The 13,195-nt window shown below is 63.4% G+C and carries 12 protein-coding genes; 6 read left to right on the top strand and 6 right to left on the bottom strand.

Annotated elements, in window-relative coordinates:
- Positions 1 to 21 precede the first annotated feature (21 nt).
- Positions 22 to 1,221, top strand: a complete 1,200-nt coding sequence (locus GWC77_RS19485) for a pyridoxal phosphate-dependent aminotransferase (RefSeq protein ID WP_173259750.1) — start codon at positions 22 to 24, stop codon at positions 1,219 to 1,221.
- Positions 1,222 to 1,323: 102 nt separating this feature from the next.
- Here the strand turns inward: GWC77_RS19485 and GWC77_RS19480 are convergent, their stop codons facing one another.
- Complete coding sequence (locus GWC77_RS19480; protein WP_173259748.1) at positions 1,324 to 2,457, bottom strand: transglycosylase SLT domain-containing protein; 1,134 nt, start codon at positions 2,455 to 2,457, stop codon at positions 1,324 to 1,326.
- Positions 2,458 to 3,061: 604 nt separating this feature from the next.
- On the opposite strand from GWC77_RS19480, the gene GWC77_RS19475 reads away from it, so the two are divergent.
- Both GWC77_RS19475 and GWC77_RS19470 read left to right on the top strand, forming a co-directional pair.
- Complete coding sequence (locus GWC77_RS19475; protein WP_173259746.1) at positions 3,062 to 4,636, top strand: UbiD family decarboxylase; 1,575 nt, start codon at positions 3,062 to 3,064, stop codon at positions 4,634 to 4,636.
- Positions 4,637 to 4,670: 34 nt separating this feature from the next.
- Positions 4,671 to 5,348 (top strand): LysE family translocator, encoded by a 678-nt coding sequence (locus GWC77_RS19470; RefSeq protein ID WP_173259744.1) that lies wholly within the window; start codon positions 4,671 to 4,673, stop codon positions 5,346 to 5,348.
- A gap of 111 nt (positions 5,349 to 5,459) precedes the next feature.
- Here the strand turns inward: GWC77_RS19470 and GWC77_RS19465 are convergent, their stop codons facing one another.
- On the bottom strand, positions 5,460 to 5,738 hold the full coding sequence (locus GWC77_RS19465) for a hypothetical protein (protein WP_173259742.1): 279 nt from the start codon (positions 5,736 to 5,738) through the stop codon (positions 5,460 to 5,462).
- 321 nt (positions 5,739 to 6,059) lie between these two features.
- Positions 6,060 to 6,221, bottom strand: a complete 162-nt coding sequence (locus tag GWC77_RS19460; RefSeq protein ID WP_173259740.1) for a hypothetical protein — start codon at positions 6,219 to 6,221, stop codon at positions 6,060 to 6,062.
- Between the two features lie 326 nt (positions 6,222 to 6,547).
- Between GWC77_RS19460 and GWC77_RS19455 the strand changes: the two genes are divergently transcribed.
- Both GWC77_RS19455 and GWC77_RS19450 read left to right on the top strand, forming a co-directional pair.
- Entirely contained in the window at positions 6,548 to 7,477 is a 930-nt protein-coding gene (locus GWC77_RS19455; RefSeq protein ID WP_173259738.1) for a Rossmann-like and DUF2520 domain-containing protein, read from the top strand.
- Between the two features lie 63 nt (positions 7,478 to 7,540).
- Entirely contained in the window at positions 7,541 to 8,104 is a 564-nt protein-coding gene (locus GWC77_RS19450; RefSeq protein WP_173259736.1) for a YggT family protein, read from the top strand.
- Between the two features lie 63 nt (positions 8,105 to 8,167).
- Here the strand turns inward: GWC77_RS19450 and GWC77_RS19445 are convergent, their stop codons facing one another.
- Positions 8,168 to 8,923, bottom strand: coding sequence for an SDR family oxidoreductase (locus tag GWC77_RS19445; protein WP_173259734.1), 756 nt, complete (start codon positions 8,921 to 8,923; stop codon positions 8,168 to 8,170).
- 235 nt (positions 8,924 to 9,158) lie between these two features.
- On the opposite strand from GWC77_RS19445, the gene GWC77_RS19440 reads away from it, so the two are divergent.
- Positions 9,159 to 10,160 carry a LysR family transcriptional regulator gene (locus GWC77_RS19440; RefSeq protein ID WP_173259732.1) on the top strand — a complete coding sequence of 334 codons (1,002 nt, stop codon included), beginning with the start codon at positions 9,159 to 9,161 and terminating at the stop codon, positions 10,158 to 10,160.
- Positions 10,161 to 10,188: 28 nt separating this feature from the next.
- Here GWC77_RS19440 and GWC77_RS19435 read toward each other — a convergent pair whose 3' ends face one another.
- Together GWC77_RS19435 and GWC77_RS19430 are read right to left on the bottom strand one after the other, a co-directional pair.
- Entirely contained in the window at positions 10,189 to 11,742 is a 1,554-nt protein-coding gene (locus GWC77_RS19435; protein ID WP_173259730.1) for a DHA2 family efflux MFS transporter permease subunit, read from the bottom strand.
- Positions 11,743 to 11,847: 105 nt separating this feature from the next.
- Complete coding sequence (locus tag GWC77_RS19430; protein WP_173259728.1) at positions 11,848 to 13,173, bottom strand: HlyD family efflux transporter periplasmic adaptor subunit; 1,326 nt, start codon at positions 13,171 to 13,173, stop codon at positions 11,848 to 11,850.
- Positions 13,174 to 13,195 lie beyond the last annotated feature (22 nt).

Here is a 13,195-nt window from a genome sequence, read left to right as displayed (position 1 = left end):
TGAAATCGAACGCGCATCAGCATGACCGTCGCCACCGAACCGCTCGTCAAGCTCGCTTCGCGAGTCGACGCGATCGCCCCGTTCTACGTCATGGAGCTCGCCAAGCAAGCCGCGCAGCTCGAGCGCGCGGGGCGCGACATCATCCATATGGGCATCGGCGAGCCTGACTTCACCGCACCGGAGCCTGTCATCGAGGCCGCCGCGCAGGTACTGCGGCGCGGCGTGACGAAGTACACCGGCGCGCTGGGCATCGCCCCGCTGCGCGAAGCGATTTCCGATTACTACGCGGGCGTCTATGGCGTTTCGGTCGATCCTAGCCGCATCATCCTGACGGCCGGCGCATCGGCGGCTTTGCTGCTCGCCTGCGCAGCGATCGTCGATCGCGACGACGAAGTCCTGATGCCCGACCCATCGTATCCGTGCAATCGGCATTTCGTGGCGGCGACGGAAGGCAAACCGGTGCTCGTGCCGAGCGGCCCCGAAGCGCGCTTCCAGTTGAGTGCGAGCGACATCGAAACGCACTGGGGCCCGCGCACGCGCGGCGTGCTGCTCGCATCGCCATCGAACCCTACCGGCACGTCGATCGCTCCGGCCGAACTCGAGCGCATCGTCCATGCCGTACGCGCGCGCGGCGGCTTTACGATCGTCGATGAGATCTATCAGGGGCTGTGGTACGACGCGCGTCCGGTGTCGGCGCTCTCGTTTGGCGACGATGTGGTCACGGTCAACAGCTTTTCGAAGTACTTCAACATGACCGGCTGGCGGCTCGGTTGGCTGGTCGTGCCGCCCTCGATGATCGATGCCTTCGAAAAGCTCGCGCAGAACCTCTTCATCTGCGCATCGGCGCTGGCCCAGCACGCGGCGCTGGCCTGTTTCGAACCCGAAACGATCGCGATCTACGAAGGCCGCCGGCTCGAGTTCAAGCGGCGCCGCGATTTTGTCGTGCCGGCACTGCGCTCGCTCGGCTTCTCGGTGCCCGTCGTTCCCGACGGCGCGTTTTATGTCTATGCGGATTGCCGCGGCGTGCCGCACCCCGCGGCCGGCGACAGCGCCGAGCTCGCGAAGGCCATGCTGCACGATGCGGGCGTCGCGCTTGTTCCCGGGCTCGATTTCGGCGTTCACGCACCGCGCAACTATATTCGTCTGTCGTATGCGACGGCCTATCCGCTCATCGAGGAAGCCGTCGCTCGGCTGGGCCGGCTCTTCGGCCGGTCAGTCTAGTCGGCATAAGCCGTGACCCCGCCGCAGTCCGCGGCAATCGCCCATAAAAAAAGCACCCGGCCGGGTGCTTTTTTTATGTATCGGGCGCGAGGACGGCGTGGCTTACGCGCCAAGTTCCGAGCTGCTCCCATGCTGCGCATCGGCGTTGCCATCGCTGCCCGTGTCACTGTCGCTGCGGACCGGCGCCGTACTCTTGACGGTGGCAGCCGCGGGATGATTGCTGTTCAGCGCGACCTGAACACGCTTGTTCGAGGCGACCACAGGACGCTGCGGTTGGGGCTGCGGCGCCTGCGGCGCGTTGATGGGTACCGAGCGCCCGCGCGCGACGTCGCGCAAACGCGTCCGCTCCGCCATCACTTTTGCACCGTAGCCGCCATCGTCAGGCGAGGTGGAACCGACATAGAAGCGCAGACCCTCGGCAAGCGAGCCGCCGCGCGCGATGCAGTCCTTCAGCACGAGTGCGCCCACCGTGATATTGGCGAGCGGCTCGAGTGCCGCCGTCGTCCCCCCGAAATACTGGAACTTGTCGGAGTGGACCTTCGCCATCACCTGCATGAGGCCTTGTGCGCCTACGCCGCTTTCCGCGTAGGGATTGAAGCCCGATTCGATTGCCATGACCGCGAGCAGCAAGAGCGGATCGAGGCCAACTTGGCGGCCCGTTTCGAACGCCGCTTTCACGAGCTCGGAGACCGGTTCCTGGGCGACGTGATACCGGCGCGCCAGATAGGAGGCGACGAGCGCCTGCTCGCGCACCGACACGAGAACGCGGTCGTCGCGCGCCTCCGCTGCAACGCGCTGCGAGGAAATCGTCTTCGCGAGCAGATCGACGCTCGTAGGCGTGCGTGCATCGAGCGAGGTTGCGCTGCTTGCAACACTGAGCCCACTCGCGCCGCTGCCATCGAAAGCGCCGTCATAGCGCGCGTTGTCGGCGTTGATTTCGTTGGCACTGAGCGTCTCGTCGCGGGACGCCGCATGGGCAGGCGCGAACGGCGGCAGGGGATGGCCGCTCAACAGACGCGCGGGGCCGGCCTCGACGGCGGCCGTCAGCACCGGCATCAGCTTGGCTGCGAGCGTCCCACGCACCGTCGGCAACAGCCACAACGCGAGCGCCACCGCCACGGCGCAGGCGCCGACGATGCTGAACAGATGGTGGCTGACACGCGTTCCACGGCGCAACGCTGCCCGCACGAGCGGGGCGAAGCGAACATCGGGACGCCACGATAACCAAGTATTCATTCAGTTCTCCCATTGGGCATGGCCTCGCGAGGGGTACTGCGGCGCATGGTGCGCCAATCGCGAAAGCCAAGGCGTGCACGGCCTTGGTTGGGACCGCGGCGACGCCGGGATACGGCACGGTACCGTCGAATACGGTACCGGACCGTGTGGAGAGCCACATCGGAGCAAAAGGACCGTCGGCATGCCCCGAAGGCATGCACGCGGTGGCTCTCACACGCAAACGCCAGCGGCACGAAGCGCTGGCAAGAACAACCATCGGACCGAGCACCGTGCAAGGCGGCGAGCGGTGACGCGGTGCGTCAATGACTGGGGTATAGAACTCGAATCGCATTGGCCCAGCAGCCAATGCCGACGGATTCTAGCAGGCTTTTATAGATCGTCAATGCTACAAATTCTCAAATTCATAACTAAATGTAATTAAAGAAAGGCCCCAAACGGCCGAAAACTATGCCTCACGCGCGTTTCGGGCCGATTGTGAAAACGCTTTCGACGACGCGATTCCGCGCTCGACGAGTACAATCGCAGGCCATTCGGCCCCCTCGCCGTAGCGGGGAACGGCCCTCATTCCGAGCGCCGCGCGGCGGCCGCCGCCTGACCGTTATCCATGAAATACAAAGACTTGCGTGATTTTGTCGATCGTCTCGAAGCAACGGGCGAATTGCGCCGCATCGATCATCCGGTGTCGCCTGTCCTCGAAATGACCGAACTCGCCGATCGCGTGCTGCGCGCGGGCGGCCCCGCATTGCTTTTCGACGCGCCGAAGGGCTACCGGTTTCCCGTGCTTGCGAACCTCTTCGGCACGACACGCCGCATCGCGCTGGGCATGGGGATCGACAGTGCCGGCGCGGCGAGCGACGGTGCCGCGCTGGATTCGCTGCGCGATATCGGCCGACTCCTGTCCGCATTGAAAGAGCCCGAGCCGCCCAAGGGGCTGAAAGACGCCGGCAAGCTGATCTCGCTCGCCAAGGCGGTCTGGGACATGACGCCGAAGACGGTGAGCTCGCCGCCGTGCCAGGAGATCGTCTGGGAAGGCAACGATGTGGATCTCGCGAAGCTGCCAATCCAGACCTGCTGGCCCGGCGATGCGGCGCCGCTCGTCACATGGGGCCTCACGGTCACGCGCGGGCCCAATAAGACGCGGCAAAACCTCGGCATCTACCGACAACAACTGATCGGCCGCAACAAGCTCATCATGCGCTGGCTCGCGCATCGCGGCGGTGCGCTGGACTTCCGCGAGTTCGCGCTGAAGCACCCCGGCCAGCCCTACCCGGTCGCTGTCGTCCTTGGCGCCGATCCGGCGACGATTCTCGGAGCGGTCACGCCCGTTCCCGACACGCTCTCCGAGTACCAGTTCGCCGGACTGCTGCGCGGCGGGCGCACTGAACTCGCCAAGTGCCTCACGCCCGGCGTGGACACATTGCAGGTACCCGCACGCGCGGAGATCGTGCTCGAAGGGTTCATTCACCCCCAGGCCGGCGACGCCACAGCCGTCCCGCCCGGTGCCCCCGCGCGCCCGTCGCATGGCCCCGCCGCAGCCTATGAACATGCGCTGGAGGGGCCCTATGGCGACCATACCGGCTACTACAACGAGCAGGAGTGGTTCCCGGTGTTCACGGTGGAGCGCATCACGATGCGCCGCGACGCTATCTACCATTCGACCTACACCGGAAAACCGCCCGACGAGCCCGCAATGCTCGGCGTCGCGCTGAACGAGGTATTCGTGCCGTTGCTGCAAAAGCAGTTTCCCGAGATCACGGACTTCTACCTGCCACCCGAAGGATGCAGCTATCGGATGGCCATCGTGCAAATGAAGAAGAGCTACGCCGGGCACGCGAAGCGCGTCATGTTCGGCGTCTGGAGTTTTCTGCGGCAGTTCATGTACACGAAGTTCATCGTAGTCGTCGATGAGGATGTCGACGTGCGCGAGTGGAAGGAAGTGATATGGGCCGTCACGACACGAGTCGACCCCGCGCGCGATACGCTGCTCGTCGAACGCACTCCCATCGACTATCTCGATTTCGCCTCGCCCGTGGCGGGTCTCGGCTCGAAGATGGGTATCGACGCGACCAACAAATGGCCGGGCGAAACCGATCGCGAATGGGGACGTCCCATCGCGATGGATCCGGCCGTGAAAGCACGCGTCGATACGCTGTGGGACCAGCTTGGCTTCGGCCGTTGAGATTGCCGACAAACGAACGGACGGCAAAACCGCTATGTACTCCCACTCCGCATCGATGCTGTCGAACGGCTTTTTTCTGTCTTTATCGTTGTGCCTCGACATCGGGCTCGTCAACGTCGCGATGCTTTCGCTGACGTTGCGGCACGGCTTCAAATCCGGGTTCTGGCTCGGGCTGGGGTCCTGCTTCGGCGATCTGGCCTACGCGACGCTCGCGCTCGCAGGGATGACCGCTCTGTTGCGCTTCGAAGCCGTTCGCTGGATCGTCTGGCTCGGTGGCGCAGCGATGCTGCTTTACCTGACCTGCAAGATGGCGCGCGAAGCGCTCGCGAGCCGCGCGCTCGTAGCAGAATCGACGGCGGCGCACGCGGATGCGTCGTCCGCTCCGGCGCGTGGGTTCGTGCGCGGTGCTGTGCTCGCCCTCTCCTCGCCTTCGGCCATCGTCTGGTTCGCCGCGGTGGGCGGTGCGCTGATCGCGCGGGCCGGCGCGACCGACGCGCGCGCGGCTTCCGTGTTTCTCGGCGGATTCTTTCTCGGCGGGCTCGCTTGGACGCTTTTTCTGTGCGTACTGGCCAGCCACGGACGCAAGCGCGCCGGCCCGGGCCTCTTGCGCGCCTGCCACATCGTTTCGGCGCTGCTGTTCGCTTATTTGTCCTATAGCGTCATCGTCGACGGATACCGAGACCTCATCGTGCATGTCACGCGAACTGCCTGACGCATTCGCGCGGCGGTCGATAAAAAACGGCGCAACACCGCGGCAAAGCATGTGTTGCGCCGCTTTTACGGCACCTGCGTCGATGCGAACGCACCGGCGCGTGAAACGCGATCAATAGCCCCAGGGGCGGCCCCAATAGCCTCGATGATGGTGGTGCCATGGGCGGCCGTAATAACCGCCGACATAGACCGGCGGCCCATAGACGACCGGTGGCGGCGAATACACGACAGGGGGCGGCGCATAGTAAACCGGCGGCGGTGGCGAATAGACCGGATAGGCCGGCGCAACGGGGAAACCGATCCCGACGCCGATCGACACGTGTGCCTGCGCCGTGGCGGCGAACCCCACGCCGGCCGCAGCCACTGCTATCAACGAGACGAGCTTTTTCATTTCTATTCCTCTGCGGTGCAGGTGCGGCGCCAACGACGGCGCACGACTGACCCATGCACTGACATGTCAAATGTATAGAAAAAGCGTCGCACACACCGTGTGCATTTGTTGCAAATTGCAATTGCGCTCCGCGCCCAGCGCCGGGCCGCGCCATCGTCCGCGCGGAAGCAGCGACTGCCCCCGGTCCTCTTTACCGATCGACGGCCACCGCGCCCACACTCATCGGTAATCTTTGATTACAAAACGATGTGTCGGACCCACGCCCCGGCAGTTGGACTCCGGGGCGGCGCAACGAACCCGCGGTGCAGCCGGGCTGCCGCGTCAACCGACCTTCACATAGGTGAATTCGCGCGTAATGGCGGGGGGCACGTAGGCGCCGCCGATCTTCACGCGCGGCGTCAGGCGCTTTTTCTGGTCCCACCAGATGCGCCGTTGCGAAGGACTCAAAAAGCGCAAGTGTTTGCGATAGGAAAAGACGTTCATCGTGACCTCTCATACATGGCTGCAACACCGGAACGAAAATACAACCCGAACTCATTCCAACCTTCGTCCATGCACCGGCGCGACGCGGGTGGCGTCCGTGCCCGCCTGGCGGCCTGTGACCGACGCCTTGCGGTCACATCGCACTTGTTCTTTACGCTGCCACTCTCTGCTCTGGCTCTCATACCACACCCGAAAACGATCCCCGGAAATCGGCACGAACCCCGGTTGCGCAAAACAGGGAGTGTGGGCTAACGGCGACGCCGCTCGCCGCTGACAATCCAGATGCGCGATACTGCGTCGAATTGCTTTCGTCCGTCTGTCCCGACATGCCGTTCTCCCTCGCTCCGCGGCTCGGCTTCATTGGCGCCGGCCGGCTTGCCCGCTGTCTGGCGCTCGGCTTCGCGCGCGCCGGCTATCCCGTGACTGCCGTCGCGAGCCGCCACGGCGATACCGCGCGTGAGCTTGCCGCCGCGCTCGGCGCCTGCCAGGCCGTGGAGGATCCGCAACAGGTTGCCGAAGCCGCCGATATCGTCTTTTTAGCGACTCCCGATGACAGCATCGGTACGATCGCGAACACATTACGGTTCGATGCCGCCATCGCGCGCGGCGCCCGCAAGGCGCTCGTGCACTGTTCTGGGGCAACCGGAGTCGACGTACTGGCCGGCGCCGCGGCGCATGGCGTGCTGACCGGCGGCTTCCATCCGCTCTTTCTCTTCAGCGGCGCCCCCGCGGATGTCGACCGTATCGCGGGGTGCTCGATCACGATCGAAGCGGACGCCGAGCTTGCCGAAGCATTGAAAACGCTGGCGCGCAGTGTGTCATGCCATCCGCTCGAGATTCCAGCCGGACAACGGATGCTCTATCACGGTGCGGCCCACTACGCGGCAAGCTTCGCGCTGTGCGCACTGTTCGAAGCCGTGGAACTCTGGCGCACGCTGGGATTGAGCGAGGAAGACGCATTGCGGGCGCTGCTGCCGATGCTGAGCGGCACCATCGACACTGCCCGGGAAAAAGGCCTGTCCAATGCGCTCGCGGGCCCGGTTTCGCGCGGCGATGCGGCGCTGCTGCAAAAGCAATTGGCTTGCTTCGAGGCACTCGGCAGCGACCACGCCGCCCTTTATGGGCTGCTCACGCGCCGTGCCGTGGCGCTGGCGCGGCAGCGAGCGAATCCACCCGCGGCACTCGATGCAATCGATCGCATCGTGGAGGATTCGCTCGCCCGTGCACTGCAAGTGCAAGCCGCCAGTAAGCCGTGATATGGTGACGACCGGCGCGGCGCGCCGCACTCTCCTAAGAACCCAAGAACGAAAGGACCAACGATGTTCGGCGATATCGCCCGCTTTCTGCTCAACACCGTATTCACGCTTTTCGGGGCTGCGCTCCTTTTGCGGGCGTGGATCGTCGCGGTACGCTTGCCGCCTTACAACCCCGTCTCGAACGCGGTCAACCACGCGACGAACTGGCTCGTGCTGCCTTTGCGCCATGTCTTCAAGACGGCGCGCGGAATCGACTGGGCGAGCCTGGTCGCCGCGCTGATCGCGGCGATCGTCTATGTCGTGCTGATGGTATCGGTCGCCGGTGTCGATCCGCTCGGGCTCGCGCCCGTCATCGCGATCGTGGCGTTGCTGACCGTCATCAAATGGGCGTTGAACCTGCTCGTCTGGCTGACGATCCTGATGGCGTTGCTCTCATGGCTCAATCCGAGCTCGCCCGCCATGCCAATCCTGTATCAGCTGACGGCGCCGTTTCTCAATCCGCTGCGGCGCGTTCTGCCGCGCTTCGGCGGCATAGACTTGTCGCCGATCCTGCTCTTCGTGATCGTTCAGGTGCTGTTGATGATCGTGACGCGCGTGGCCGTTTCGTTGACGCTGTTCGGCATTTGAAGCGGCGGCTATAAGGCATCGGCCACAGCGCACGTCATGGCCTTGCAGCGTCCGCAGACGGGGTCAGGCGCGAACCTCGGAGCTGCGAAGCCATTCGTCAAAACCAACGCGACCTAGACGCGCCTCGCCCAACGGCACGAGCGAAAGCTCTTCGACCATGCCGCCGAAATAACGGGCCTCCGGATCGCGCACGACTTCGCGCGAATCACCGACTGCCTTCAGATAGCGAGCGATCATTTCGTCGAACGGCGCGCGCTCCGGGCCCGCGATCTCGACGATCCCGTTTCGAGGTGCCGCAAGCGCCACCTCGGCAACGACTGCCGCGACATCGTCGGCCGCGATGGGCTGGAACAGACCGGGCGAAAGCCGGACAACGTTTCCAGCGGTACCCGCATCGGCAATGCCGCGCAGGAATTCCATGAACTGGGTCGAACGGATGATGGTGTAGGGCACGCCGGAAGCCTCGATCAGTCTTTCTTGGGCAACCTTGGCGCGGAAATATCCGTTCTCGGGCGTCCGGTCGGCACCGACGATCGACAGCGCGACATGGTGACGGACACCGGCGGCGGCCTCCGCTGCATGAACGTTGCGGCCAGAAGTCTCGAAGAATTCCCGCACTGCCTTGTCTTCGAACGAGGGCGAATTGGCGAGATCGACTACCACCTGCGCGCCGGCAATGGCCGCATGGAGCCCCTCGCCGGTGATGCTGTTGATGCCATTATTGGGCGAGGCTGCGACGACGACATGGCCACCTTGACGCAAAATAGCGACGGTCTTCGAGCCGATCAGGCCCGTACCGCCAATGACGACGATCCTCATGATTCACCCTCCATCTGGTTGGCGGCAAGGCACCGCAGGAAGTCATCGTAGAGCGGCGGCGCGTATCCCGGTAGACACGCAAAGAGGCTCACTGTGTTGTCCTAATAGCATCAATCGAAGTCGATCAGCCGCGCAGCGAGTCGCGACGTCCTGCAATAAATGAAGCCGCAAACGTGTCACAAACGGCAGCGCCGATACGTCTAGTTCGCTTATGGACTCCAAGACTTGCGCTCCCATGTCAACGTACCCCTCACGCTTCCCCCTTTCGGGCGCGGACGATCCGTTCGCAAGCAAAATGGCGACCAGTTTTGCTTGTGTCGTTTCTTTTTTGGCCGTCGCCAGCGAAGGCAGCTTTTCCCGCGCCGGCGACCGCCTCGGCATCGGTCGCTCCTCGGTCAGCCGGAACGTACAGAAACTCGAGGCTCGACTCGACACGCGTCTCTTTTTGCGCACGACTCGCAGTACGTCGCTGACGCGCGAGGGTGAGCTCTTCTATGAGAACTGTCAGCCAGGTATGGAGCGCATCGCCCAGGCGCTCGAAGACATGCGGGAGCTGCGTAACGGGCCGCCGCGCGGCCATTTGCGCATCGGTTCGACGCCCGGATTCGGCCGCAAGGTCGTCGCACCGTTACTGCATGACTTTCATCTTCAATATCCCGAGATCGAGCTCGAATTGCTGCTGAACGATCAGCCCGCCGACTTCACCGCCGATCGAATCGACGTGTCATTTCGCGAGGGACGCATGGAAGACAGCGGAATCGTGGCACGGCAACTGATTCCCATGCAGATGATTGTCTGCGCGTCACCCGGCTACGCACGGATTCACGGTTTGCCGCGCCACGTCGAGGAGCTGCCGAATCATCGCTGCATCAACTTCCGGACGGCTTCGGGCCGCATCAGGGAATGGGAGTTCAAGATCGACGGGGTCGCGCAGCGGCGTCAGCCTCTCGCGCAGCAAACGTTCAACGACGCGGATCTGGTGCTGCAGGCGGTGCTCCGCGGACTGGGCATCGCTCAGTTGCCTGCCTACCAGGTCTGCGACCTGCTTGACGATGGACGACTGCTAAGCTGTCTCGCGCAGCATGCACCCGACGACGGCGGTCACTACATCTGCTATCTCAGCCGCAAGCATCTTCCGGCCCGAATCCGGGTGTTCATCGACTACATGATCGAGCACACCAGAGCACTCGATCTGCAGTGTCTGCCGACGATGCCGACCTTATCGACAGTCGAATGACGGTAAGCAGGCACTGGAAGTGCCTCCTTCAGTGCGCAACTGCCGTCGCCGCGCCGCCGCCCTTTGCGGGCCGGGTGAGCCATACCAGCGGAACGATCGCAATGAAGATCATCGACGAGAGCCAGAAGATGTCGTTCAGTCCGAGCATCGCGGCCTGCGCATTCAGCGAATGTTCGAAAAACGCTGTGGCTTGATCCATACCGCCGCCGAGCGTCGCGCGAAGGTTCGCGATGGAGCTCATATAGTCGGGGTTGTTTACGCTCGATTGTTCGGCGAGTTGCGCATGATGCAGAATCGTGCGCTCGTTCCAGCCCGTCGAGATCAACGACGTGCCGACGCCGCCTGCGAACACGCGCGTGAAGTTGGACAAGCCGGCGGCCGCCGGAATCTTTTCGGGTGACAGCCCCGATAAGATGATCGCGGTAAGCGGCGTAAAAAAGAGTGCCATGGGAATGCCTTGCAACAGCGTCGGCAGCACCAGGGTATAGGGGTCGACACTTGTCGTGTAATGCGAACGCATGAAGAACACGCCTGCAAAGCCGAGAAACGCCAGCGTCGCGAGGAGCCGTGCATCGGACTTCGGCAACACCTTCGCCATCACGGGCGCGAGCAGCACGGCGAAGATTCCGAGCGGGGCGGTCACGAGCCCGGCATCCACCGAACGATAGCCTAGATAACCCTGAATCCACTGCGGCAGGATCACGAGATTAGAAAAGAACACCGCGTACGCAACCGAGATCGCAATTGTGCCGCCGCGGAAGTTGCGTTCCGCAAAGAGGCGAAGATCGACGATCGGGTTCTTCTCCGTCAACTCCCATATCAGGAAGAACAGGAAGCTGACGGCAGCGACGACAGCGAGCGTGCAGATCACGGGCGAGTTGAACCAATCGAGATCCTTTCCCTTGTCGAGCATGATCTGCAGCGACGCCACCCATGCGATCAGCGACAGCAGGCCAACCTTGTCGATGGGAAGCTTTCGCGGCAGGGAATCGCGGTCGCGGTAGATCACCCAGGTGACGGCAGCGGCAAACAGCCCGACAGGAATGTTGATATAGAAGATCCACGACCAACTATAGCTGTCGGTGATCCAGCCGCCCAGCGCAGGACCCGCAATCGGCCCGACCGTTGCCGTCATCGCCCACAGCGATAGCGCCGTCGAACTTCTCTCCTTCGGATACGAGCCAAGCAGAATGGCCTGCGAGAGCGGGATGAGCGGGCCTGCGACTGCTCCCTGCAACACGCGCGCGGCAAGTAGCACGAGCAAATTCGGTGCGACGCCGCACAGCCACGACGAGAATACGAACAGCACGATCGCGGCCACGAATAGCCTGATCTGGCCGACGCGCTGCGTGAGCCAACCCGTCAACGGAATCGAGACGGCGTTGGCCGCCGCGAAAAGCGTGATCACCCATGTTCCTTCATCGACGGATACGCCGAGATTGCCCGAGATGGTTGGAATCGCAACGTTGGCGATGGAAGAGTCGAGAACGTTCATGAACGTCGCGAGCGCGACTGCGATTGTCGCGAGGACCAGCTTGCCGCCTGTCAGCGGAGGTGGTGCAAGGTGCATCGAGGAATTCATCTCGCTTCCCGTCTGAAGTTTCCGACAGGTCCGGCGTATCGATCCAACCCGTCAGAGTAGTGAATGAACCGGAACACGATCGCGAGTCGTGCTCCGGCAGGCGATTCAGCCTGCGTGCAGGCTGGTGTCGATCTTGTCGCTCTTCTCGCTTGCGTCGGGCTTTGCGGAAGGTGTCGACGATACGACGTTGCCCATGGACCCCGCACGCGAAGAAACGATGTTCTGCGCGATGATCTTTTCGATCTCGGCATTTGCCTGCGCACCGTATTCGGCAAACACATCCGTGCGATACGATGTGTTGGCCGCGGCGCCGAGCTGTGCGCCCGTGTTGCCGTGCGTATCCACATCGACATCCATCGACAGGCCGATGCGCAGCGGATGCGCTTCGAGCTCCCTGTGATCGAGCTGAATGCGCACGGGCAGACGCTGGACGATCTTGATCCAATTGCCCGTCGCGTTCTGCGCGGGCAAGGTGGAAAACGCGCTGCCCGTGCCCGCCGAGAACCCGAGAACGCGGCCGTGGTACTGGACTTTGCCGCCATATACATCGGCCGTCAGCGTCACGGGCTGACCGACCCGCATGTTCCGCAACTGGCTTTCCTTGTAGTTCGCATCGACCCACACGCCTTCGAGCGGCACGATCGCCATCAGAGGCGTGCCCGGCGACACGCGCTGCCCGACCTGCACCGAACGCTTCGCGACATAGCCGGTGACGGGCGCCGGCAACGTGTCGCGCGCATACGCGAGATACGCATCGCGGACTTTCGACGCGGCGGCCTGCACGTTCGGGTGCTGGTCGATCGTCGTGCGGTCGGTCAACGCGCGATTGGCTTGTGCCTGTCGACGTGCGGCATCGAGGGCCGCCTGCGCGGCCGTCACGGCGTCACGCGCGTGCGCGATGTCTTCGGCGGACACAGCACCGGTATCGGCGACGGCCTGGCGGCGGCGCAGATCATCCTGCGCACGGGCCAGCTCGGAGCGCTTCTGTGCGACGTTCGCGGCATAGAAATCGTTGTCCACGTATAAACGGCTGACCTGCCGCACGGCCTGACCAAGCATGGCTTCTGCGTTGCCGAGCGCAACTCTCGCATCCGCGTTGTCGAGCGTAACTACGGGATCGCCTGCCTTCACGATCTGTGTGTCGTCGGCATTCACGGCAATGACAGTGCCCGTCACCTGCGGCGTCAACTGCACGAGATTGCCGCTGACGTACGCGTCGTCGGTAGATTCGTGGTAACGCAAATACGTCATGTAGTACGCGCCGTAAGCCGCCACCGACACAACGACAACTCCGCCGAGCAGCGCGAGCAGCATCTTGCGCTTGCCTGTGTCCGGTCGATTCTCGACCGCGGCTTTCGGGTCGACTGCTGCGTCATGTTTTGCGCCGGTCACCCGGGTCTCCTGGCGCTCCACAGTATTGATCTCGCTCATTCCAGTTCTCCAGGCAAATTCT

Origin of the sequence: Paraburkholderia sp. NMBU_R16 (assembly GCF_013282575.1) — a bacterium.
GTDB lineage: Bacteria > Pseudomonadota > Gammaproteobacteria > Burkholderiales > Burkholderiaceae > Trinickia.
This window is presented reverse-complemented; position numbering and strand designations above follow the sequence as displayed.

Excerpts from the sequence above, each read along its gene's own strand:
- GWC77_RS19440 (WP_173259732.1), top strand. The coding sequence starts at position 9,159 with ATGTCAACGTACCCCTCACGCTTCCCCCTTTCGGGCGCGGACGATCCG.
- GWC77_RS19475 (WP_173259746.1), top strand. The coding sequence starts at position 3,062 with ATGAAATACAAAGACTTGCGTGATTTTGTCGATCGTCTCGAAGCAACG.
- GWC77_RS19480 (WP_173259748.1), bottom strand. The coding sequence starts at position 2,457 with ATGAATACTTGGTTATCGTGGCGTCCCGATGTTCGCTTCGCCCCGCTC.
- GWC77_RS19465 (WP_173259742.1), bottom strand. The coding sequence starts at position 5,738 with ATGAAAAAGCTCGTCTCGTTGATAGCAGTGGCTGCGGCCGGCGTGGGG.
- GWC77_RS19470 (WP_173259744.1), top strand. The coding sequence starts at position 4,671 with ATGTACTCCCACTCCGCATCGATGCTGTCGAACGGCTTTTTTCTGTCT.
- GWC77_RS19450 (WP_173259736.1), top strand. The coding sequence starts at position 7,541 with ATGTTCGGCGATATCGCCCGCTTTCTGCTCAACACCGTATTCACGCTT.
- GWC77_RS19435 (WP_173259730.1), bottom strand. The coding sequence starts at position 11,742 with ATGAATTCCTCGATGCACCTTGCACCACCTCCGCTGACAGGCGGCAAG.
- GWC77_RS19485 (WP_173259750.1), top strand. The coding sequence starts at position 22 with ATGACCGTCGCCACCGAACCGCTCGTCAAGCTCGCTTCGCGAGTCGAC.
- GWC77_RS19455 (WP_173259738.1), top strand. The coding sequence starts at position 6,548 with ATGCCGTTCTCCCTCGCTCCGCGGCTCGGCTTCATTGGCGCCGGCCGG.
- GWC77_RS19430 (WP_173259728.1), bottom strand. The coding sequence starts at position 13,173 with ATGAGCGAGATCAATACTGTGGAGCGCCAGGAGACCCGGGTGACCGGC.
- GWC77_RS19460 (WP_173259740.1), bottom strand. The coding sequence starts at position 6,221 with ATGAACGTCTTTTCCTATCGCAAACACTTGCGCTTTTTGAGTCCTTCG.
- GWC77_RS19445 (WP_173259734.1), bottom strand. The coding sequence starts at position 8,923 with ATGAGGATCGTCGTCATTGGCGGTACGGGCCTGATCGGCTCGAAGACC.